Raw genomic sequence first — 22,345 nt, 5'->3', positions numbered from 1 at the left:
AAACCTATTAAAGGCAGAGATCCGACGACCCTGTCCTGTCCGATAAATGGCGTCTCTCAGGTGTTATAACGACGTCTGGCCGTGTCATGGCAATAATTGAATCTAGTGATCGTAGTCGTGTTTTAAATGCGCTGTCTAGCTGTGATTATGATCGAGATATATCGGAGTGGTTTTGCGTTTTGGATGGTCAGGTTATAGCGAGCTATACAGGCCCTGTTTGGGAACCGGATCAGCCATCAACAGGTTTGCCGTTTGTTGAATAATATTATTAGTAGTGGGGCTGCAACGCAGTCCAAGAGGTAGGTGTGCCGTAGGACGTGAGTCCTGATTGTGTGTGCAACAGTCCGCTTGCGGATCTTTGTGCACGCAACGCGAAGCGGTTTTTTAGCGCTTTGCATTCGCAAGCGAGCGCAGCGACCTGCGAAGCAAAGCGCAATTACGTTTCTGTAACACGTAATTTAAAAGGGGGGTTAACCCTCTCCAACATCATTAAAAACGTTATTTAGGTGATTTTTATGGCACGTTACGAAAATAAACGAATGACTAGAATTTCTAAACCAGAGACTGGTTATGACGTTTTTCAAAATGAACGTTTAACTGTTGAATATGATCTTTCAAAAATGCGTTTTTTATGGCGTGGTGTCGATACTATTCGCCAGTTGTATAACGCCTCTATTCGTCCTGATGTTTTCGATCAAATCTCCAATCACTGGGACAACAAATCTACTGACGTTATTAATATCGGCGGTATTGATTGGAAGCTCTCCAGCTCCGGAAAAAGGTCTGGTTATAAATTTATTTTAAAAAATCTAAATTATGGTTTTGTCGTTCTTTTAAAGAGCTTTTATTGTGAAATGGACCAACATGGTCCCCATCTTAAAATCGAGGCTACTCCTCAGGTTATATATGAACTCGGCCTTGAACGGCTTACGAATGAACTCCGTAAAATAGCTAATATGTTTTGCGATGCCGTAGAGGCGTCTGGTGTGGCCGTCCATCTTGCTCTTGATGTCAAAGGTCTGGATGTTCCCGAAAATTTTGAACAGAACCTTGTCTGTCGGTCTAAACGCCAATTATCAGTATCCGGTATTTCTAGTCTCGGGTTCGAGAACATGTCAACCGCTGCCTATACATATGGCAATAAAGAAACGTTTATGTTTGGCGATTCCGATGGCGTTCAATTTTGTCTTTACAATAAATCAAAGGAGGCGGTCGTATCAGACAAAATCGATTTTATGCAAATGATATGGCGTGATACTCCAGGTCTGACTGATCCATTTATCCCTGAATACAACGACGGTCGTGACACTGGTGAAGGCGATATTGTTCATCGTCTAGAATTTCGTATTCATCACCGTATTATTAAGGAGTTTGAAAATGGGCATTTCAATAAAACTCAGGTCCTTGATGATAAGGGTAGGGTTATAAAGCCCGGTGAGCTGGTCTGTATACGTGAAGCCCGTGATTTAACGCGGCATTTAGATGGGTTTTGGCGATACTGCCTCAAAAATTTTAGATTGCAGCACAGCACTACCTACATTCATCCCATTTGGCAAAAGGTCGAGGAGGATGTTAACTGGTTCGGTTATGACGACGAATTTCTATATGTCAGAGATCAGAAAAAATCAGCGGGTGTAGTAGGGCGGCGTAATGTCGCTATGATGATTGGTAACATGATTAAATTGGCTGCTAGAAAGGGTTTGACTGCTGATCATTTGACTACTCAAATAATGTCTTTAGGTTTGGATAGTGATATTGCCGATTATTTTGGGATGCATTTGTACGGTAATACGTCGCAGGTATGGCATTCCCTCTATGATTTTGTAGAAGGTCGTCTCACTGACCATCGTCTGAATGGTGTTTCTGGTCACAATTGGTCTACCGCTTATGATAATTGGTCCAATGCACATGATTGAGACTTTAAATCAGGCAATTCAACTCTGGTATAGTGTCCATGGCCATACGCTAAAAGACGCTAGATATCGATATTCAAGGACTCTCGCAATATCAGATAGGATGAACAATCCTTTACTGTCTGATTTTAGTGCTTCTATGTTTGCTGAATATCGTTTGTCTCGTGTCGATGAGGTTAGTAATTCAACATTGAATCATGAGCTTCGCTATCTTCGTGCCGTTTTTTCTGAACTCGTTCGGCTTCAGTATCTAACCGAAAACCCATTGTCCCAGGTTCGTCAGTTCTCCGTTGTTGAAACGGAACTATCCTATCTTGATCGTTATCAGATTGAATCGTTGTTTGCTGCGCTTCGCCAGTCTCGGAATGAATCTGTCTATTGGGTAGCTCGCATATGCCTTTCTACTGGCTGTCGCTGGATTGAGGCTGAATCATTGAAGGTTCATCAGTTAGTCACCAAACCAAAACCCGGCATTAGATATTTGAACACTAAGAATGGTAAGAAAAGGTTTGTCCCTGTCGATCCCGTATTCATGAATGAACTGATGCTGTCCATAAGGACCTCGCAAGACAAAACGTTGTTTCAACCTTGTCGATCCGCTTTTAGGTCTGGTGTGAAAAGGGCTGGGTTAGATCTAGCAGAACAGCAAATGACTCATGTCCTGCGTCATACGTTCGCGACACATTTTCTGATGAATGGTGGTGATCTGTTCGTACTCCAGCGAATTCTTGGTCATTCCGATATAAAAACGACAATGCGTTACTCTCACTTTGCTCCTGACTATCTAGATCAAGCTGTAAAGTATTCTCCGACTCTTTTAACTATCTGATTTTTAAGACAAAAAAAAAGTTCCTAGATCGATGATTTCGATTCTGGAACCTTCTGTTTGTTCGATTTACTGTTGTTCTATACAGTAAATTAAGCGGTCACTAACATGTAAGTCGTTGTTTTTAAAGTGGTAGCTATGGACGGACTTGAACCATCGACCCCAGCATTATGAATGCTGTGCTCTAACCAGCTGAGCTACATAGCCACTTCACACACTTGATGATGCGCGTTGCGCATCTCAAGTGGCGCGTATTATGCCACCTTTTTAAATGCTGTCAAACATTTTTTTGTGATTATTTTCAATGAGTTAGGTCTGACAGGATAGGGCTGAGTTGTTACTGATTTTTTATACGAAAAAGCCCCAGTATCTTGTGGACACTGGGGCTTTTGGCTACGTAGAAGCAGGGTTAGATAATACCTTGCTCTTGTAGGTCTGCGATCAGGCTTTCAACGCTTTCGTTTTCAGCCGCTAGGCTCACATCAGCGCCGTCAGCGCCACCGGCTACCAGAGCAACCAAACCAGCACTCTTCAGCACTTCGGCGTCTTTCGCGTTTGCGATACCGGCAACACGTCCCATTTCAAACAAGCGACGATCCAGGGCGCTTACCAGTTGCTCGGCGTTAGTGGCGTTGATGGCAACAATCGCTGGCTTCTGATTAAAGCGACGTGCTTTTTCGTCGGCTGTTAGTGGGCCACGGTCTATGCTGTCGTCGGTGGCTTCGCCAACGATCATGCCTGCACCGATGGTGACGTTGGTTAGGCGATCAATAACGATGAATGCGCCAGTGCCGGGAATACGTGCATAGCTGTCGAATGGTACGGCTTTATCAAGGCTAACTTGAACTAGACCGATTTCATTCATCTGAATTTCTTCAGCGCTACGCTGTTCTAGGGTATTCACATCAATCAGGTGGTGAACATGAGTGAAGGTACCCGCAGTCGCGCTTGATGCGAATTTCAGATCGTATGGTTTGCCAACGGTCATTGGTTTTTCGGTCATCCATACGATGTTAGCGTTGAGCTTGTTGCTAACAATCGGCTGGTCGTCGATTTTTACAATGATGTCGCCACGGCTGATGTCGATTTCGTCTTCTAGGGTCAGGGTAACGGCCTGTCCCGCGAAGCCTTCTTCTAAATCGCCATCAAACGTGACGATACGCTCAACTTTGCTGGTCTTTTGCGACGGCAGTGCCATAACGGTTTCGCCCGGCTTGATGGTGCCAGCCGCGATTGTGCCGCAGAAACCACGGAAGTCGAGGTTAGGACGGTTAACGTACTGCACTGGAAGGCGGAAGTTAACCAAGTTTTTGTCTTTGGATACTTCAACAGTTTCCAGAATTTCCATTAAGGTCTGGCCGGTATACCAAGGCGCGCGAGTTGAGCGATCAACCACGTTGTCTCCATCAAGGGCTGACATAGGTACGCAATGTACGTTTGGCAGATTCAGCTTGTCGGCGAATTCTTGGTAGTCTTTTTTGATTTCATGGAAGCGTGCTTCGTCGAAACCCATCAAGTCCATTTTGTTGATTGCAACAACGACGTGCTTAATGCCCAGTAACGACGCAATAAAGCTGTGACGTTTGGTCTGAGTTTGTACGCCATAACGCGCGTCAATCAGGATGATGGCAAGATCACAGGTTGATGCACCAGTGGCCATGTTACGAGTGTATTGCTCGTGTCCTGGGGTATCGGCGATGATGAACTTACGCTTGGTAGTACTGAAGTAGCGGTAGGCTACGTCAATGGTAATACCTTGTTCACGCTCTGCAGCCAAACCGTCCATTAGCAATGCTAAGTCGATTTTGTTGCCGGTGGTGCCTGATTTAGCGCTGTCTTTTTCGATGGCGGCTAATTGATCTTCGTAGATCATTTTCGAGTCGTGTAGTAGTCGACCGATTAACGTAGATTTACCGTCATCGACGTTACCGCAGGTCAAGAAACGCAACATCTGCTTGTTTTCGTGCTGTTTCAGATATTCAAGGATATCGGCAGCAATCAGTTCAGATTGGTTAGACATTAGAAGTAACCCTCCTGTTTTTTCTTCTCCATCGAGCCGGATGAATCATGGTCAATTGCGCGGCCCTGACGTTCAGATGTAGTGGTGAGCAGCATTTCTTGAATAATCTCTGGCAACGTTGCTGCTTCTGATTCAACGGCACCAGTTAATGGGTAACAACCTAAGGTACGGAAGCGTACGGATTTCATTTCAGGCACTTCGCCTTCGGCTAGTGGCATGCGGTCGTCGTCGACCATGATTAGCATGCCATCACGTTCTACCACGGGGCGTACATCAGAGAAGTACAGTGGTACTAGTGGAATGCTTTCTAGGTAGATGTACTGCCAAATATCCAGTTCGGTCCAGTTCGACAGAGGGAATACACGAATGCTTTCGCCTTTGTTTACTTTGCCGTTGTAGATGTTCCACAGCTCAGGACGTTGGTTTTTAGGGTCCCAGCGATGTTTGCTGTCACGGAATGAGTAAACACGTTCTTTTGCGCGTGATTTCTCCTCGTCGCGACGAGCGCCACCAAAGGCAGCGTCGAAGCCGTATTTATCTAACGCTTGCTTGAGAGCTTGCGTTTTCATGATGTCAGTATGCTTAGACGAACCATGAGTAAACGGGCCTACGCCTTGTTCGACACCTTCTTGGTTAGTATGAACGATCAAGTCCATGCCAATTTCTTCAACCATTTTATCGCGGAAAGCGATCATCTCTTTGAACTTCCACGTGGTATCTACGTGCATCAAAGGGAAAGGTGGTTTGCCAGGGTAAAAAGCTTTGCGTGCTAGGTGCAGCATTACCGCAGAGTCTTTGCCAATGGAGTACATCATTACTGGATTGTCGAATTCTGCAGCCACTTCACGAATGATGTGGATACTTTCCGCTTCCAGCTGCTTCAAGTGAGTCAGATTGTAGTCGGTCATAGTCGGCCTGATTGATAGAAAACGGGCGAGTTTAGTTTGAACGCAATATACCAAGGTGGCTGGCATATAAGAAGGTGCAATCAATAACATTTAGCTATATGGATATGGTGTTCCGCTTGTGTGCTGGAACATAGCTAGGCACCATCTTGAAAAACCGAGAGAGAATTGTAAATGAGTGATGAGTTTTTAGTGGACATTCGCACCAATACGGGTGTTTTAGAAGCGCGAAGCTTGAATCTTGATCACGATTGGGGCGTGCTCATGTGTCACCCACATCCATTGTTCGGTGGCACTATGGATAACAAAGTGGTCACAACGGTGGTGCGGGCGGCCCGTGATGCAGGGTTAAATACGTTGAGATTTAATTTTCGTGGCGTTGGTAAGAGTACTGGCGCTCACGCCGATGGTCAGGGCGAGCCAGACGATGTGCGTGCCGCGTTGAAATATGCCAAAGAGGAGTTGGGTTGGGCTAAGGTGATTCTGTCTGGCTTCTCGTTTGGTGCTGGAATGGCTTGTTTGGCCGCCGTTAATAAACCTGAGTGGGTCAATGGTTTGGTGCTAATGGCTCCGGCAGTACATCATTTTGATGCGCCAATGATCTTGCCGCATGATTTTGAAACTTGGGTGTTGATGGGCGATGCCGATGAGGTTGTGCCGTTTAGAGAGGTAGATGATTGGGTATCGCGGGTGATTCCTGCGCCGCACTTTCAGATATTTACCGATGGCAGTCATTTTTTCCATGGCCGATTGACGGCCCTCAAGCAGTCATTTTCAACTATTATTGCTGAGCTTATCGCTTAGCCTTGTCGAGTTAGGCAGGAAGATTGCTGTGTTGGCGTTTGCACTTTGACCTAAGCTTAGATAAATTGCGCGCCTCGAATTTACGCCTATCTAACTTGCCCCTGTGACGGAGAGTGCCTGTGTCTACCCCTTGGGAACTGTATCAAGCGGATCTTCAACGCGATGATTTTTCATATGACGCTGCGCAAGAGATGGCAGTAAAGCATCTCCAGCGCTTATATGACGACTTGGTCGCTGCGGATAAGCGTCGTGCTGGCCAAGGGGCTGTGAGTAAGCTCGTTGGTAAGCTCAATAAGAAGAAGCCTGTACCAGAGCAGGGCATCTACTTTTGGGGAGGTGTTGGCCGTGGTAAGACCTACTTGGTGGATACCTTTTACGATGCACTGCCGTTTAAACGTAAGATGCGCACTCACTTTCATCGCTTTATGCAGCGAGTTCATAAAGATCTGACATCACTGACGGGTGAGAAGAATCCTTTAATGATTGTTGCTGATCGCATTGCGAGCGAAGCGGTTGTTATTTGCTTCGATGAGTTCTTTGTATCCGATATCGGCGATGCCATGATTTTGGGCGGCTTGATGCAAGAGCTGTTTGATCGCGGTGTTACTTTGGTTGCAACCTCCAATATTGTGCCTGATGGCTTGTATAAAAACGGTTTGCAACGTGACCGTTTCATGCCAGCGATTCGATTATTAAATCAGTTTACCGAAGTTGTGAATGTCGATAGTGGCGTCGACTATCGTTTGCGTACCCTAGAGCAAGCTGAGTTATACCATTTCCCACTAGATGGTAGTGCTGAAGCCAGTTTGAAAACCAGTTTTGACGGCTTAATTCCTGATCCTCGTCATGTTGTAGAAAATACTCAGGTGGAGATTTTAGGGCGTAAGATTCCAGCTAAAGCAGTATGTGACGATATCGGTTGGTTTGAGTTTACGGCGTTATGTGACGGTCCGCGTTCGCAAAATGATTACATCGAGTTGGGTAAACTATTTCACGCCATCTTGATTTCAAATGTTCCCGTGATGGGCACCAAAAATGACGATTTAGCGCGTCGTTTTATCAACTTAATTGATGAGTTTTATGATCGCGGAGTTAAGGTGATTATGTCGGCTGATGCGGCTATCCCTAATATATATGAAACAGGTAAGTTAGAGTTTGAATTTCAGCGTACTACTTCCCGTATGTTAGAAATGCAATCACACGAATATTTAGTTCGCGAGCATCGAGCTGAGTAACTTCGCTTCGTATTAGAATTTTTACCAAGAATTTAAAAAGCTCCTACAATACAGACAGCAACCGCTGTCTGTATTTTTTGGCTGGATAATAGTAATAGTTATCAATAGCCATTAGAGGGAACCGTTATGCGTATTCAGAGATCAATAACGTTTGCTGTATTTTTATTTACGCTACCATTATATTCGCAGGCGGAGCTATCTCTTTCCGCTGGGTTATTTAGCGATTACATCGCCAATGGTGTTACTCAAACTGAAGGCGACCCAGCGCTGCAATTGAGTCTGGATTGGGCCATTAGCGACAATGTATATGTTGGTGCTTGGGTGAGTAATGTCGATTTTGGTGAAGGGAATGATAATACTGCCGAAGTTGATATGTATGCAGGTATTGTATTATCGATGTCTGAACAAATCGCTATTGATTTAGGCGCAGTTTATTACCAATATTTTGGTGATAAAGAATCGGATGAATTAGCGTTTAACGAAATTTATGCGTTAACTAGTTATGAATCTAAGGTTGATATTTCTCGAACTTTTTCTTTTTAAGCCTTTCTCGCGGCAAGCTGCGCTTAATTAGCGCAGTTTCTTTAGGCCAAATTTCTTACTTAAAATCGCATCTAACCAGCTGATGGGTAACAAGCGTCGTATTAAAGGCAAGGCCATACTGCCATTACCAATGCGAACAACGGCTCCTGGATTGTCTTTTAATATGCTGAGTAAGGTAGCGCAAAAATCAGCAGCTGTGGTGGGGTGTTGCTGAGAAGCCATAGCACGCGCTTCAATATCTGCTTTCACTGGTTCGTATAAAGAATCTTCGGCAATCAGTCCTGATACACTTGCTAATGAGTTGTCGCCAAAACTCGATTGAATAGCACCGGGCTGTACCGTGATAACTCGAATTTTAAATGGTGCTAATTCCATGCGCATAGCGTCAGAAAGAGAGTGTAGCGCCGCCTTAGTTGCACAGTAAGCCCCGGAAAATGGCGTAGTCAATATGCCCGAAACAGAACCAATATTCACAACTTGAGAACCGTTGGCCGCTCTCAATAGTGGGAGTGCGGCACGAGTAACTGCAAGAGGCGCAAAGACATTGGTTTCAAATTGGGCAAGAAGTTTATCGTGGGATAGTTCTAAGACTGGCCCCATCGCCGCATAACCAGCGTTGTTTACTAGTAAATCTATGTGGTGCACACGCTCAGTAACAATAGCCATTGCTTTTGCTATTGCGGCATCGTCGTTGACGTCTAGGGCAATCGGTACCAGCCGCTCGTGCTCAATGTCGTTTAATGATTCTATTTTACGGGCAGTGGCAAAAACGAGGTCGCCGCGTTCAAGGCAAGCTAAAGCTAACGCCCGTCCTATGCCGGTAGAGCAGCCTGTTATAAATACAGTGTTAGTGTGTTTCAGCGTGGTCATCTCGAATCCTTCTCTATCTCGACCGAGTCAGTGCGATTTGGTGGTCGAAACTTCGTTAGCGTTTTTTATTAAGTTAACTTTTCAGTAGATTAGAACACTTTAACTGCGGGACAAAATTTATCCGCCAGTGTTACGTTCAATCATTGTAAGGTCGGGGTGAATGCCAAGGTACTGAATTTCTTGTTCATCCAACCACATCCTAGCATCGCTTTGCTTCAACATGGCAATCGTTGACAAGGTTCCGGCTAATAAACAACTCGGGGCAACAACAGAAATAGAAGCCCAGTACGACACTGGCATTCCGGTTTTCGGTAACAGTAAGTGGCAGTAACGCTTACCTGAGTGTTCAAAATAGCGTTCGTAGTCGCCGCTAGTGGATAAGCCGCCTTGCGTTATCGCTAGCTCCGCAATGGCATTTTCAGGTGCGCGAGGATTACGCACACCGACTTTCCAAGGGCGGTTGTCGGGTTGCGGCCCAATAACGTGTAGGTCGCCACCGAGGTCAATAATGCCGTGCGTTATTCCCGCAGATTTGCAGATTGCTGCGGCGCAGTCGACAGCGTATTCCTTACCAATACCTCCAAAATCTAACGACATGCCTGCGGGAAGAATAATGCTATTCGAATTAAATCGAATATGTTGAAAGCCAACATATGCAAGATTTGTCGTTAGAACGTCAGGCGATGGGATAATGCCATTGCGGAAATCCCACAGTTTTGACAATACCCCTGCGGTGATATCAAACAGACCATCGCTTAACTCGAATGCAACGGACGAATAATTTAATAAGTAGTGAGTTTCTGAGTCGATGGTAGTTTGACGGCTACCGCTATTGTTTATTTTGCTAAGAATACTGTCGGGAAGAAAGCGACTGTACTTAGTTTCGATGCGGCGAACTTCTTGTTCTGCGGCTAGTGCTATTTTTAGTGTATTTTCTTTATTTGAGTCGATATACGGCAACATCACCTCGCAGGGTGATGCCATAGCCGTAAATTTGTGACGAAGTAATTGCAAATTAATACCGGTATTCAATACCCAGACTTACAACTTGGTAATCGACTAAAGCCGGAGTTTCGGTAGAACTGGTTTGGATAAGTGCCAAGTTTTCAGCGGAGTCATATTGCTGAATATCTAAGCTTACTAACCAGCGCTGCCATTTAACTTGGCCTTCGATACCATAAGTAAGGGCCCCAAACGTTGATAAACGGGCGTCGGATGAACTTAATTCATTGTCTGGTGGATTTTGCTCCAGCCGATAAAAACTAGCAGCCGTTTGGCGATAGTAGCGCAGGCTTGGGATTAGGTTGAACGTCCATTGATTGGCTTTCCAACTTTGCGCCCAGCGGGTAGTAATTGTATGCGAACGTATGCCCCAATCGTCGGTGTAGTAGCGATAATCTAGGTGCAAGGCGGCCCCGTCACCGACGTTAAAATATAAGCGGTAGCGCCCATCAAGCGTTACTTGATCGCGTTGCCCCGGTCGCCTGTCTTCAAATTTATAGGGATCTGATAAATAGCCGCTTTGATGTGTATAGCCAATACCAGCTTGCATGACGCTGGTTTTTGTTAATACTCGCGAGATACCTTCATAAATAGAAATAGTGCGTTTGTCGTTGCCATCAGCATCTTGGCGAATACTGGATAAATAAGCATCCGTTGGCGATAGTGTATCGTTAGATACGCTAATTGAGCCGTGAAGTGTTGTTAGTTGATCTGCTAGCTCTAACTGACCTTCAAGACCTAACGCGATGGACTGGTAATCATCTTCGGTTGAGTAGGCAATACTGCCACCAATGCTGCCTTGGCTGAAGTAGCGGGTAGGGGCAACGCGCAGGTCGGTGCGCTGTTCATCAATACTCGCGCCTGTCATTAACAGCACGCTATTACCATCGGTATTTTCGTAGGTTTGCAGTGGCGAAGCACCGGTTAGGGTTTCGTATTGTAAATCGGTATTAATATACCAGTTACCGGTTATTGGGCGGCCATAATGCAATTGATGAACGTCTATTTGATAGCGTTCTATTGTTGGGGTAAATGTACGCTCACGCGGAGCGTCGGCTTCTTGGTATTGGCTATAACGATAACCAATTTTACTTTCTTGCGGGGCTGCTAAGCTGTTGCTATTCGTGCTGATAGGCATTGCGGCAGCGGCAGCCAGGGCGGCTAAAACATTTTTTCTATTTGATGTCATAGAGAATCTGTACGGCAATTAATTGCATCCGCATCCGCCTCCTACAGCCTGACCACCACCTGATGAACCTTCTTTACTAAAATTAATATGGCGATCGAAGGCGGCTTTTTGCCCATCAATATCCCATGCCATTATATCTCTGGCCAAATAGCCGCGTTCCCACGGTTGCACGTTACTGCAAGCGGCAACGCCCAAAACCAAAATCATCAAGAAAAAAACACGTTTCATCGAGCTTTCTCGTTTAACAACTGCATTACTTGGGTGCGAATTTCGGTCATGTCAGAAGGTTTGAACCCCATGTGTACGGCGCGCATGATTCCGTTGCGGTCGATCAAATAGGATGTCGGCATACCACGTAAGCCGTAGGCATTCGGCGTAGTGCCATTGGCATCGTGGAGTGTTGGATAGGATACAGGCACTTCCTTTAAAAAATCTAAGCCACTGGCTTTATCTTCATCTAAGTTAATAGCCAATACTTCGAATCCTTGTTTATGCAGTTCGCCGCGCAACTCATTTAATAGAGGAAGTGATTTGCGACAAGGGCCACACCACGACGCCCAAAAGTCGAGATACACCACTTGGCCGCGAAATTGACTCAAACTATAAGTACCTTCACCTACAAGCTTAGGCAAAGTAAAAGCGGGTGCCGGTTGTTTGGTTTCCGCGCCAGCGAAGCTTGCAAAGCTCAGCAACAATAAACTAAAAAGTACACCAATACGCATGTCTCATTCCTTACGCAAAAATATTGAATGCATCGCTCGCTAAGGGATAGCTCTCGGCCAGAACATTGTTATTAACTCCAAGTAAGGTACGCAGGGAGTAGTTCACGTGTTCTGGCGTCAAGATAAGATCATTTGCCCCTGTACCTGCAATACCGGTTTGTAGATTAATGGTTTGAGAATTAAAGTCACTGGTTGATGCACCAAATACACGTCCGCCAGTGGCCGTCGGGTGAATAACCATCATGCTGGTTACTGGCCAATGATCTTTACCGTTGCCTGAATTGTAGTATGGAGTGCGACCAAAATCAGAGCCAATAATGACGGTTGTTTTATTGGCAATACCAGCAAACTCTAACGCCGCCATTAAATAATGTACGCCTTCCAGTAAATCACCTAATTGCGGATAAGCGCTGGAATCGTGATTACCATGGGTATCAAAACCGCCAATGTTTAAATTAGCGCTAGCAGCTAAATTACTTTTAAACGCAGCAACAACGACTTGTGCTTGGTTTTTTAAACTATCAGAACGATTTTCGTGCCAGTTTTCATCAGGTATGACATTGGCCTTGATATCGTCTAAATGCACACTGAGTTCGCCAAGATTACTTTCTTCGCTTCGAATTCCAAATAATTGGCTTAACTGCTTACGCCGTAGGGGTAAGGTTTCATTTTCTATTTGTCGCGCTAAACGTGCTGCGCGAGCTTCTTTTACACGATCGTATTGATTGATTGTGCGGGTGCTGTCGCGATACAAAAAGCCGATGTCATTGTAATACTTATTCGGATCAGCAAGCTGATCAATAAAGTCGGCATTACTGGCGCGAGCACGAGGCACTAATGAATCGGTAAAGTCATAACCGCCATTACTAATAAACGCCATCGGTAGGTTTGGTGCCACCGTTGCTGCGTAATAAGCCGATATACTTGGGTAACCTGCATCTAAGTTGCCTGACCAGATAGCGCGGTTGCCTGAGTCGTGGTTATTGGTGCCCGTATCTATGCCATTAATCACTGTCATGCGGTTGGCATAAGTGGTGAAAAAACCATCAAATTGTTCGGTAATTCGAGTAAGAACATCGACGTTATTGGATGCCGTTTCCGGTACGGCACTCCAGCGAATATCGCCAATTTGTTTGGTCGGATCGATTGCCACTGAGTTCGTTGAGCCCTCGTGGCGGTCGGATTGATCTGGGTAAGCTTGGTTCAGACCTTTGGGGTCGCATAGTGATGTTGGGTCCCAACCGCCGCTGGCGTTAACCACGACGAGGTATTTATCGAGTGCAGTGGCAGCATGTGCTTTGGGCGACCATAACGGCATGTGTGCCGTCATTCCAGTAGCAGCCATCAATTGCAAAAAGTTACGGCGTTTCATGGCATGCTCCTTATTCGTACACAAAGCGATAGTCGGATAATAAATAGGCGATTACCGCAATCCATGCGCGGATAACGTAATTGCTGTCTTGTTCGATTCGGTCTTCTTCAGGTAAATCGCCATCCGTCCGGCCGTCTTTGTCGCGGTACCAACGCGCACGGCATTCCCATTCAAGGTAGGTTGAAGGGCGCGGGTCGTAGGCATCTTTATTTTCAAGCATTTCTTGGCCTTCACTAAGCACTGCCGAGAATAAATCGTAAGTTGCTTGTACTTCTGCAGAGTCGGTTGCCACTTCTTCACCAATTAATACCCAGTGGAGGTAGGCGATGTTGCTTTTAATTCGGGCCACCTGCGCGGTTAATATAACACCCTCGTCATTGCGAGGGTCCGTGCTGGTTTCGACGTCGACGAACAGCTTGCGCTTATCGACACTGCGAGTGAAATCGAGTGCGGCTGCGCGACAGGCCATTTCGCTCGCCATGCGGTCTTGAATGGCAATAACAAGGCCGCTTGGTTCGGTAATGCGTTCCGTGATGGAGTCTGAGTCCATGCCTCCGTACATAATACGATTGTCTTCGGATCTGAATTCATCCCAGCCGAAACCGAGAGTTGCATTGAGTTTTCGTTGTACTTGCTCTGGGCTAAGGAACTGGCTTGAACCAATGTGATCCGTGACGATAAGTTTTGCTTCGTCGATGGCAATTGCTCGGTAGTAAGAGCTTAAAATAATGCCTTTAACTGCCGTTTTAATGCGCCAACCGTCGGCCACCATTGCTTGGCCGATGGCGTTTAATATGGTGCGTTGGCTGGTGTAGGCAAGCTGTTCGTCTTCTGATGCATCTTCGCCGGGGGCTAGTAGTGGATCACTACCAATCAAGCCAGTATAAAGCGTACGCACAGTGGCGCGTACATAGCGCGGATCGTTACTAATTTGAGTGCCCAGCCACTGCAACATGTTGCGGAAGTAACCGTCGGCTCCAGAAAGCGGAATGGTTTTACCGTTTAAACCGGCGGGCTCAATGTCTGAGCTATCCCATTGGTTTGAGGAGGTACTGCCCGTGACTATGTATTGGCCGCGATCGGTCCAATGCTGGAAGGCGGTAGCGACAGGATCCATCACCTGATGGCAGGCATAGCAGGCTGGATCCAGTAATGTTGGATTGGCTGAACCGTTACCGGTACCATCGCCGGGGCGGTCACCCTCAATTTGCAAGATATCGGTGTCCATAAAGTAATCGAACACTATGCGCGAGCGGTGGCGATTACGGTTGGTTAGCGTAGTTGGATACCGATTTAAGAACATGGGCGATGTGAGTGCGCCTGCATGCGGAACCCCGCCCGTTTCGTGCTCAAGTGCGCGGGTAATGCGTGCAGGTTTAAAATCGGTAGGATCATAGTAAAGCTGGACATCGTTTTCGTCGCATACAGGATCGGTGGTTTGCGCAAACGTTACTGCTGGATCGAGCAGTTCAGCGTCGTACACTTGTTGGCTGTACCAGTTAACCATCATGTAATCGGCATTCACGTAGAGAGTATGCGAAAGGTCGCTCATAGCCGCATAACGAATCAGTTCAAGTGGCGCGCGAGATACTGCGTCATTGGTAATGGTGCGAACACAGCTGCGTATTGAGCTTAATTCATCGCCAGGGTAAGCGGTTTCGTACCACTTACGATTAGGGTAATCATCATTGTCGAGTAGGTTGATGCCGCCCTCGTACAAATTCGAACTTAGATATTTGTCGGTAAGGAGTTGCTCGTTAAAGAACTCCATTAATCGTTCATAGAATACCGGTTCGTTCATTAATACATCGAGCACACTGGATAAGGCACTATCGCCTTCGCTTTGCACTGCACTGGTTTCAGTTGTTGTGGGTAGGCGACCGGCAAGTTGCAAGGTCGCTTTACGCAGTGTCAGTACAGCATCTTCGTTGGTAACACCGTTTAACGCTGTTGCCGCAGCGGAAAGATTGGAACCATTGAATGCGTAGAGTATGTATTCGGCAGTATCGGTAGCGCACTGATCAACGCATTGTTCAGTTTTTGAGATCGGCATGGTGCGAGTGATTTCGTCGGCCAGTACCTCAACGCTGGTGCAGGTGGCACAAGCCACGAGGGGACTCCCAATAGAAGTACCATTGCCATCAACGCCGTGACACGAAGCGCATTGGGTATCGTATTGGCGTTTGCCCTCTTCATTAAATATGCCCGGTAGACTGCCGTCACCGCCGTTTGAGGCTCCGCCGACATTTCCGCTATATTCATTTTTGCAGCCGCTCAGTAACAGCAGCGAAACCGCTAAAAAGGCGAGAATTCCTTTCTTCATTGCTTGTACCTCATTAAGTCCGCGAGCATAGATGTTATCGATTCGCGATAGTTCCCTACAATATCACTAGGTAATGCATGGTTTTGTGATCTATTTCCGGATCTTACCTTGTCTTTGTATCGCCCTCGTGTCGATCTGTAGCATTCTGTTTTTGTCCTATCGAATTAGTTATCTCGAACGAGATATTAACTGCCTCGCCGGAAGATTGGCGTTATTGGTGGTTAGATTGGGCCCGTAAGGATAGCAGGGCGGCTTAATCTGTGATTTGCCACTGACAACTGAGTCATTAATACGGCGATTTCGTAAGCCTGATCTACACTATTTCTCAGGAAGAGGAATAAGAACTTATGTTGAAACAGATTTCTATCGCGTTGTTTATGATGCTATTTGTGTTGGGTGCTCGTGCGGAACAGATACCAGGGGTATTTGAGGACGGGGCACCGATGATCGATGTGTTGACCTTGTATTCAGGCGAATCTCTCGATCGGTATTTAGAGTTTTATGAAGATGTTGATCACAGCGCTAAAATAGATGATCTGTCAAACGAACATTGGCAGCAATTAGATCATGGATCTTTAGCGTTTGGCTATACGGATTCTGTCTATTGGTTTCGCATGGTGTTCACCAATCCGACCGCACTTAAAGTCGATCGGTTAATGAGTATTTCTTATCCCGTTCTGGATTATATCGAGGTTCATCGTCGTCAATCAGGCTCTGAATGGACAGTGGATACACTCGGTGATAAACAGCGCTTTTATGATCGTATTATTCCTCATCGCTATTTTGTATTACCTATGAGTTTGAACGCCGGAGAAACCCAAGAATGGATTTTCCGAGTTGATACATCTAGTTCTATGCAATTCCCCGTGAGCTTATGGGAAGAGCGCGACTTCTTTGTGCATGACCAAAATCAAATACTCGGGCTCGGGCTGTACTACGGCATTATGCTCATTATGGTGCTGTATAACTTGTTTGTATTCTTCTCAGTTAGAGAAGTTAACTACTTGTATTACGTACTCTATGTCGCCTCTATGACGGGCTTTTTAGGCAGCTTGCAAGGGGTTAACTTCCAGTATCTTTGGCCAGAAGCAACAGAATGGAACGATCAAAGTATTATCGTGATGCTGGCAGGTGTTGTGATTTTTGCTGGTATATTCACTCGTAACTTCCTCTTTTTGAAAGAGGGGGCTGTGTGGTTTGACCGAATACTCCTTACTCTGATTCTTGCCTGTGTTTGCATCGTGCTAATGAGTAACTTCTTTCCTTATCACTTGATGATACGGGTACTTATTGTAACGGCGGTGATAGCCATATCCTGTGCTTTATATGTAGGGATTTTACGTTGGGGGCAGGGATTCTCTGCTGCGCGTTATTACACGATTGCTTGGTCATCTATGTTGTTTGGTGGGGCTGTTTTGGCGTTGAATAAGTTCAATTTTTTGCCACGTAATTTCTTTACCGAAAACGCCATTCAAATTGGCTCGGCGATGGAGGTGATTTTATTATCGTTTGCTTTGGCCGATCGTTTAAATCAAGAAAAGCGTGACCGCTATGAAGCACAAATTTCCGCACTCGAACACGAGAAGCTAGCGCGTAGAGCTCAAGGTGAGGCTCTAGAGCAAGAGCGAAATGCACGCCATGCCCAAGAGAAAGCGCTAGAACACGAGCGAGCAGCGCGCGAAGCGCAAGCGTCAGCACTTGAGATTCAACGTCGTGCTACCGAAACCTTAGAGGTTCGTGTCAAAGAGCGCACTCTTGAGTTAGAAAGTGTTAACCGTCGTTTACAATTAATGAGTACAACCGATGCATTAACGAATGTACGAAATCGTCGCTATTTCGATCAGGTAATGGAGCGCGAATTTGCTAGGGCAATTCGCGAAAATGAGCCTTTATCGGTGGTTATGTTAGATATTGATCATTTTAAACGTGTAAACGACGATTTTGGTCATCAGGCGGGTGATGAAATTTTGCGATCAGTTGCTCAAGCTATTCGTCAAACCGTGAATCGAGATACCGATTTAATTGCCCGCTATGGTGGTGAGGAATTTGTTGTTATTTTGCCAAATACGGAGAATACACGCGCTAAGGAATTAGCAGAAACAATTAGAATTTGTATCGAGAATTTAGACTTCGATCGTATCGGTGCCAACCTTCGAGTGACCATCAGTATTGGTATCCACGGTGGTACGCCGAATCGCAGTGATACGCAAGATGAATGGGTTAAGTTAGCTGATGAAGCACTATATTACTCTAAAGCGAATGGCCGTAATCGGATTACTGTATACCAATAGATAAAAACACAGTCGTCATAATGGATATTAAAAAGCCCCATCAGATCTCTCTAATGGGGCTTTTTATTGGGCTTTATATTTACAGTTATAAGCTTCGATAGCCAATTCGAAAACCACCCCAGTGGCGGCCGTTAACATAAATAGGCGCGGACAGATCATGCATAACTTCACCAGTGTCTCGTTTATAGGTCTGCAATAGGAAGTGCTTGGTATTGGAGCCACATCGAGATCCCGTACGATCGTTGAAAATACGTTTAGTGCGGTTGTTGGCTAGGTCGGTGGCTAGATCCCCCGTTAGTACTTTGGAAAAACGTTTGTTGTGGGTCGGAAAATAACCGTTACGATCAACTGCTCCGGCATACGCTATATGATTGTACTGATCTAATATCGGCTCCTGTATCGCAGGAAGTACGTCGTCTGTAAAGCGATCGAAACGGGTTGAGAATTTTTGTGGGTTAGTTTCTGAAATAGGCGTGTATTGTTCATCAAAGAGGTCTGCCATTGTTATTTTTCCATTTTCAATGGCGCGTTCGAATACCTCGCGTATTTGTTGTGCTGAATTTAAGGCGGCAAATTTTGCACTGTCGTGATGCTCCCCTAAACTGGCGACACCAAAGGATTCATAAATGCGTTCGGCTGTTTCAGATAAAGACAATGATTTTTCAGAAATTGACGCTATCTCTACTTCGGTTAGAGCTAAGCGATCACTTGTTTGATGAACTATGGTTGAAATCTCGTGGATGCTAGTACTGTTGCTACCAACGTTACTTGCCAATGATCCTATGCTAGCTTGAATATGTTCAGATCTGTCGTAGATGTCATTTAAATGCTTACTGACGTCTTGCGTCATACGAACGCCAAGATCTATCGTTTGAATTAAATCTTTACTATTGGTAACGGCATTTTTAATTTCTAAATTAATTTCATTTACGGTATTACCAATTTGTTCTGTAGCGCTAGATGTTTTAGCGGCTAAGGCACGAACTTCATCTGCCACTATAGCAAATCCTCGTCCTTGCTCTCCTGCACGTGCTGCCTCAATGGCCGCATTTAAAGCAAGTAGATTTGTTTGCTCCGCAATGTCACTAATAATGCGCGTAACAGTTTTAATCTCTTCGGATTTTGCTTCGAGTTGAGAAATCAATTCCGCATTGGTATTGACTTGTTCTCGCGTGCCTTCCATTTGCGGAATGGTTTTGGCAACAGCTTCTTTTCCGGTCAAATTAATTGATTTAGCTTCGTCTGCTGTTTTTGCTGCTTCTTTGGTTTGGTTAACCATTTGCTCAACACTGGTAGTGATTTGATTAGTGCTGGCGACGATTCGCTGGGTATCGATGACATCGTCGTGAACTTTTGCTTTTAGTTGATCCGCAGCGAATGACATTTCTGCCGCTGCAATCGCAATTTTACCGCCGTGTTCTGACAGTTGTGTTTGCATTAATTGCACAGCGTTTAGGGAGTCATTTATTTGCTGAGTGTCTTTACCGAGAGCAGGGTGCGGGCTCATTTGCTTTTTAGCACCGCTCAGGGTTTCTAATAAGTCTTGATTGAAGCGTTCGAGCGGTCGTACGAAGACCCATAGGGTCGCTCCAATGCCACAAAGTCCAGCTAGTAATGCGACAAACAAGGTTGATAGGCTGGCGGGTATGGGGACTTTAGGTAAAACCTGAGTAGTGACAATGCCGATAACACTTACGATCGCTATGGGGGTAGCCAATTTGACTGGTTGTCTTAGCATGCTGATCAATCTCCGTCGCATTATTCCTAAAGCTTAGTCAACGGTGGCCCTAAGGGAACAGCAATTAGTCTAAGGAGAAGATGAGGAGCAAGTTTATGGAACTGGATTTCGAAAATTAACTGTCATAACTGGCGTTATCAGTAGATACGTTAATATGGGCTACGCGGTACTTTTATTTTTTCTGGGGGAGGGAACTAGTAAAATTTTTGCCGTGGTCTAAGAAATCTTGAGCGAGAGTTGAAATTGACCTTATCACTAATGGGGCCCAAGGAGAGACTCGAACTCTCACGAGCATAGCTCACAGCGACCTGAACACTGCGTGTCTACCAATTCCACCACTTGGGCCCTACGTTATTGTTGCAAGGCGCAACGAATAACGGAAAGTAACATCACAACAATAATTTGGTACCAGAGGCCGGACTCGAACCGGCACACCCGCAAAGGCGGGGGATTTTGAATCCCCTGCGTCTACCAATTTCGCCACTCTGGCAAATCATCATCGGTCAGTGGCCGCGTATATTACTGCCAAAAGAAAAAGTGTCAACAGTTTTTTTCTAATGATTTCCTTAACTTAGTGCTTCATCTCCGGTAATCTTGCGCACCTATTGAATAAGTGGCTGTTAGACCCCAATTAGGTCTACTGCGGCGACAGAGCTACGTTATTGGTTAACTTTTTAAATTATGAAAACCAGAGATTTCCATTTCGATCTGCCTGACGAGCTGATTGCCAGATACTCCATGCCCGAGCGCAGTTCCTCGCGACTCTTGGTACTCAATCCCACGGACGGGCAGTGTAGCGATTATATTTTTCGCGATCTTGAGCAGATGTTGAATCCGGGTGATTTGTTGGTATTCAACAACACGCGCGTGATTCCCGCTCGGTTATTTGGCGAAAAAGTCAGTGGCGGTAAGTTGGAGGCGCTGATTGAACGGGTTCTAAATGAACACGAAGCGTTAGCTCATGTTCGTTCGTCGCGGTCGCCGAAACCCGGACAAATTATTATTTTAGGCGGCGTTAAAGTTGAGATCGTTGGTCGTGAAGGTGCACTTTTTCATCTACGTTTTCTTGATGATCGTCCACTGTTCGAGATTTTAGATGCGGTTGGTCATATGCCTTTACCGCCTTACATGGAGCGAGCCGATACGGAAGAAGACCGTGAGCGTTATCAAACGGTCTACGCGAAAGCCCCTGGAGCGGTTGCAGCCCCCACTGCGGGCTTACATTTTGATGAACCTTTGTTAGAGCGGTTGCGCAACAAGGGAGTAGAGTTCGCCTATGTGACTTTGCACGTCGGCGCAGGAACGTTTCAGCCGGTTAAAGTTGATAATGTGCTCGAGCATGAAATGCATGCTGAGTACATCGAAGTAACTCAAGATGTCGTCGATGCCGTTAAGTCAACGCGAGCCGCTGGAAAGCGCGTAGTGGCTGTAGGTACAACTTCGGTACGTAGCTTAGAGAGTGCGAGTCAGAACGGCGAGATAGCGCCGTACGCGGCGGACAGTCGCATCTTTATTTACCCGGGTTATCGCTTCCGCAGCGTTGACGCCATCATTACCAATTTTCATTTGCCGGAATCAACACTGATTATGCTGGTGTCGGCTTTTGCTGGCCGCGACAACACTATGGGCGCTTATGCGCACGCAGTGGCGAATAGATACCGCTTTTACAGTTATGGCGATGCTATGTTTTTGCCTTGCTCGGCACCTGTGCCGGCTGAATTCCAACAGGATGCCCAATGAGTACAGATACGTCACGCGAATGCTTTATGCAGTTTGATTTACACCATCAAGAAACAGAGGGTAGCTTTGCTCGCCGTGGCACCTTGCGTTTTCCGCGTGGAGAAGTGCAGACACCAGCGTTTATGCCGGTAGGAACCTACGGCTCTGTTAAGGGCTTAAATCCAGATCAAGTTGAGGATTTGGGTGCCGAAATCATTCTTGGCAACACCTTTCACTTGATGTTGCGCCCAGGCACGGAAGTGGTAAAAGCACACGGTGACTTACATGATTTTATTGGTTGGGATAAACCGATTTTAACCGACTCAGGCGGTTTTCAAGTATTCAGCTTGGGCGACATGCGCAAAATCACCGAAGAGGGCGTCACCTTTGCCTCGCCGGTTAACGGGGACAAAGTATTGATGACCCCAGAAAGCTCAATGGCAGTCCAGCGCGATCTTGGTTCTGACATTGTGATGATTTTTGACGAGTGCACGCCATATCCTGCAACTGAAAAAGAAGCGGCAGATTCGATGCGCTTATCCCTCCGTTGGGCTAAACGTTCGAAAGATGCACATGGCGATAATCCATCGGCGTTATTTGGCATTATCCAAGGCGGTATGTTCGAGTCCTTGCGTGATGAATCATTAGCCGGTCTGTTGGATATCGGTTTTGATGGCTACGCGGTTGGGGGCCTGAGTGTTGGGGAGCCTAAACCCGACATGATGCGAGTGCTGCGTCATATTGCTCCGCAAATGCCAGTGGATAAGCCGCGCTACTTGATGGGCGTAGGCAAGCCAGAAGACTTAGTGGAAGGGGTTCGTCGGGGTATCGATATGTTCGATTGCGTGATGCCGACTCGCAACGCTCGCAATG

At 46.0% G+C, this 22,345-nt stretch carries 19 protein-coding genes and 3 tRNA genes; 9 read left to right on the top strand and 13 right to left on the bottom strand.

Annotated features, from left to right (window positions below; genetic code table 11):
* Nucleotides 1-86: 86 nt before the first annotated feature.
* From UXZ23_RS10020 to UXZ23_RS10010, 3 genes are all read left to right on the top strand, one after another.
* Complete coding sequence (locus UXZ23_RS10020; RefSeq protein ID WP_320820442.1) at nt 87-263, top strand: hypothetical protein; 177 nt, start codon at nt 87-89, stop codon at nt 261-263.
* Nucleotides 264-515: 252 nt separating this feature from the next.
* Nucleotides 516-1,916, top strand: a complete 1,401-nt coding sequence (locus UXZ23_RS10015; protein ID WP_320820441.1) for a hypothetical protein — start codon at nt 516-518, stop codon at nt 1,914-1,916.
* Nucleotides 1,909-2,742, top strand: a complete 834-nt coding sequence (locus UXZ23_RS10010) for a tyrosine-type recombinase/integrase (protein ID WP_320820440.1) — start codon at nt 1,909-1,911, stop codon at nt 2,740-2,742. Before UXZ23_RS10015 ends, UXZ23_RS10010 begins: the two co-directional genes overlap by 8 nt.
* 127 nt (nt 2,743-2,869) lie before the next feature.
* Here UXZ23_RS10010 and UXZ23_RS10005 read toward each other — a convergent pair.
* The 3 genes from UXZ23_RS10005 to cysD form a co-directional block, all read right to left on the bottom strand.
* A tRNA-Met gene (locus tag UXZ23_RS10005) sits at nt 2,870-2,946 on the bottom strand.
* A gap of 202 nt (nt 2,947-3,148) precedes the next feature.
* Nucleotides 3,149-4,759: a sulfate adenylyltransferase subunit CysN gene (gene cysN / locus UXZ23_RS10000; RefSeq protein WP_320820439.1), complete on the bottom strand. Its 1,611-nt coding sequence runs from the start codon at nt 4,757-4,759 to the stop codon at nt 3,149-3,151.
* Nucleotides 4,759-5,667 (bottom strand): sulfate adenylyltransferase subunit CysD, encoded by a 909-nt coding sequence (gene cysD, locus UXZ23_RS09995; RefSeq protein WP_320820438.1) that lies wholly within the window; start codon nt 5,665-5,667, stop codon nt 4,759-4,761. The genes cysN and cysD overlap by 1 nt, the downstream gene beginning before the upstream one ends.
* 171 nt (nt 5,668-5,838) lie before the next feature.
* Between cysD and UXZ23_RS09990 the strand changes: the two genes are divergently transcribed.
* From UXZ23_RS09990 to UXZ23_RS09980, 3 genes are all read left to right on the top strand, one after another.
* Nucleotides 5,839-6,468, top strand: coding sequence for an alpha/beta hydrolase (locus UXZ23_RS09990; RefSeq protein WP_320820437.1), 630 nt, complete (start codon nt 5,839-5,841; stop codon nt 6,466-6,468).
* A gap of 119 nt (nt 6,469-6,587) precedes the next feature.
* Nucleotides 6,588-7,703, top strand: a complete 1,116-nt coding sequence (gene zapE, locus UXZ23_RS09985; protein ID WP_320820436.1) for a cell division protein ZapE — start codon at nt 6,588-6,590, stop codon at nt 7,701-7,703.
* A 126-nt stretch (nt 7,704-7,829) separates the two neighbouring features.
* Nucleotides 7,830-8,246, top strand: a complete 417-nt coding sequence (locus tag UXZ23_RS09980; protein WP_320820435.1) for a TorF family putative porin — start codon at nt 7,830-7,832, stop codon at nt 8,244-8,246.
* Between the two features lie 27 nt (nt 8,247-8,273).
* Here the strand turns inward: UXZ23_RS09980 and UXZ23_RS09975 are convergent, their stop codons facing one another.
* The 7 genes from UXZ23_RS09975 to UXZ23_RS09945 form a co-directional block, all read right to left on the bottom strand.
* Nucleotides 8,274-9,116 carry an SDR family oxidoreductase gene (locus UXZ23_RS09975; protein ID WP_320820434.1) on the bottom strand — a complete coding sequence of 281 codons (843 nt, stop codon included), beginning with the start codon at nt 9,114-9,116 and terminating at the stop codon, nt 8,274-8,276.
* 117 nt (nt 9,117-9,233) lie between these two features.
* Nucleotides 9,234-10,130: an FAD:protein FMN transferase gene (locus tag UXZ23_RS09970; protein WP_320820433.1), complete on the bottom strand. Its 897-nt coding sequence runs from the start codon at nt 10,128-10,130 to the stop codon at nt 9,234-9,236.
* Between the two features lies 1 nt (nt 10,131).
* Nucleotides 10,132-11,307: a DUF3570 domain-containing protein gene (locus tag UXZ23_RS09965; RefSeq protein WP_320820432.1), complete on the bottom strand. Its 1,176-nt coding sequence runs from the start codon at nt 11,305-11,307 to the stop codon at nt 10,132-10,134.
* A gap of 18 nt (nt 11,308-11,325) precedes the next feature.
* Nucleotides 11,326-11,535, bottom strand: coding sequence for a DUF4266 domain-containing protein (locus UXZ23_RS09960; RefSeq protein ID WP_320820431.1), 210 nt, complete (start codon nt 11,533-11,535; stop codon nt 11,326-11,328).
* On the bottom strand, nt 11,532-12,029 hold the full coding sequence (locus UXZ23_RS09955) for a TlpA disulfide reductase family protein (protein ID WP_320820430.1): 498 nt from the start codon (nt 12,027-12,029) through the stop codon (nt 11,532-11,534). The genes UXZ23_RS09960 and UXZ23_RS09955 overlap by 4 nt, the downstream gene beginning before the upstream one ends.
* 10 nt (nt 12,030-12,039) lie before the next feature.
* The gene (locus UXZ23_RS09950) at nt 12,040-13,401 is read right to left on the bottom strand and encodes a DUF1501 domain-containing protein (RefSeq protein WP_320820429.1); all 1,362 of its coding nucleotides are present in this window, start codon (nt 13,399-13,401) and stop codon (nt 12,040-12,042) included.
* 10 nt (nt 13,402-13,411) lie between these two features.
* Entirely contained in the window at nt 13,412-15,724 is a 2,313-nt protein-coding gene (locus UXZ23_RS09945) for a cytochrome c (RefSeq protein WP_320820428.1), read from the bottom strand.
* Between the two features lie 347 nt (nt 15,725-16,071).
* Between UXZ23_RS09945 and UXZ23_RS09940 the strand changes: the two genes are divergently transcribed.
* Nucleotides 16,072-18,015: a 7TM diverse intracellular signaling domain-containing protein gene (locus tag UXZ23_RS09940; protein ID WP_320820427.1), complete on the top strand. Its 1,944-nt coding sequence runs from the start codon at nt 16,072-16,074 to the stop codon at nt 18,013-18,015.
* Between the two features lie 85 nt (nt 18,016-18,100).
* Here the strand turns inward: UXZ23_RS09940 and UXZ23_RS09935 are convergent, their stop codons facing one another.
* From UXZ23_RS09935 to UXZ23_RS09925, 3 genes are all read right to left on the bottom strand, one after another.
* The gene (locus UXZ23_RS09935) at nt 18,101-19,753 is read right to left on the bottom strand and encodes a methyl-accepting chemotaxis protein (protein ID WP_320820426.1); all 1,653 of its coding nucleotides are present in this window, start codon (nt 19,751-19,753) and stop codon (nt 18,101-18,103) included.
* A 259-nt stretch (nt 19,754-20,012) separates the two neighbouring features.
* Nucleotides 20,013-20,098: transfer RNA gene (locus UXZ23_RS09930), tRNA-Leu, on the bottom strand.
* A gap of 58 nt (nt 20,099-20,156) precedes the next feature.
* Nucleotides 20,157-20,243, bottom strand: a tRNA-Leu gene (locus tag UXZ23_RS09925).
* 191 nt (nt 20,244-20,434) lie between these two features.
* Between UXZ23_RS09925 and queA the strand changes: the two genes are divergently transcribed.
* Both queA and tgt read left to right on the top strand, forming a co-directional pair.
* Entirely contained in the window at nt 20,435-21,493 is a 1,059-nt protein-coding gene (gene queA, locus UXZ23_RS09920) for a tRNA preQ1(34) S-adenosylmethionine ribosyltransferase-isomerase QueA (protein WP_320820425.1), read from the top strand.
* A 26-nt stretch (nt 21,494-21,519) separates the two neighbouring features.
* Nucleotides 21,520-22,345, top strand: an 826-nt coding sequence (gene tgt, locus UXZ23_RS09915; protein WP_320820443.1) for a tRNA guanosine(34) transglycosylase Tgt, incomplete at its 3' end; no start/stop codon positions are given.

It is taken from the genome of Thalassolituus sp., assembly GCF_034111725.1.
Lineage (GTDB): Bacteria > Pseudomonadota > Gammaproteobacteria > Pseudomonadales > Oceanobacteraceae > Thalassolituus.
This window is presented reverse-complemented; position numbering and strand designations above follow the sequence as displayed.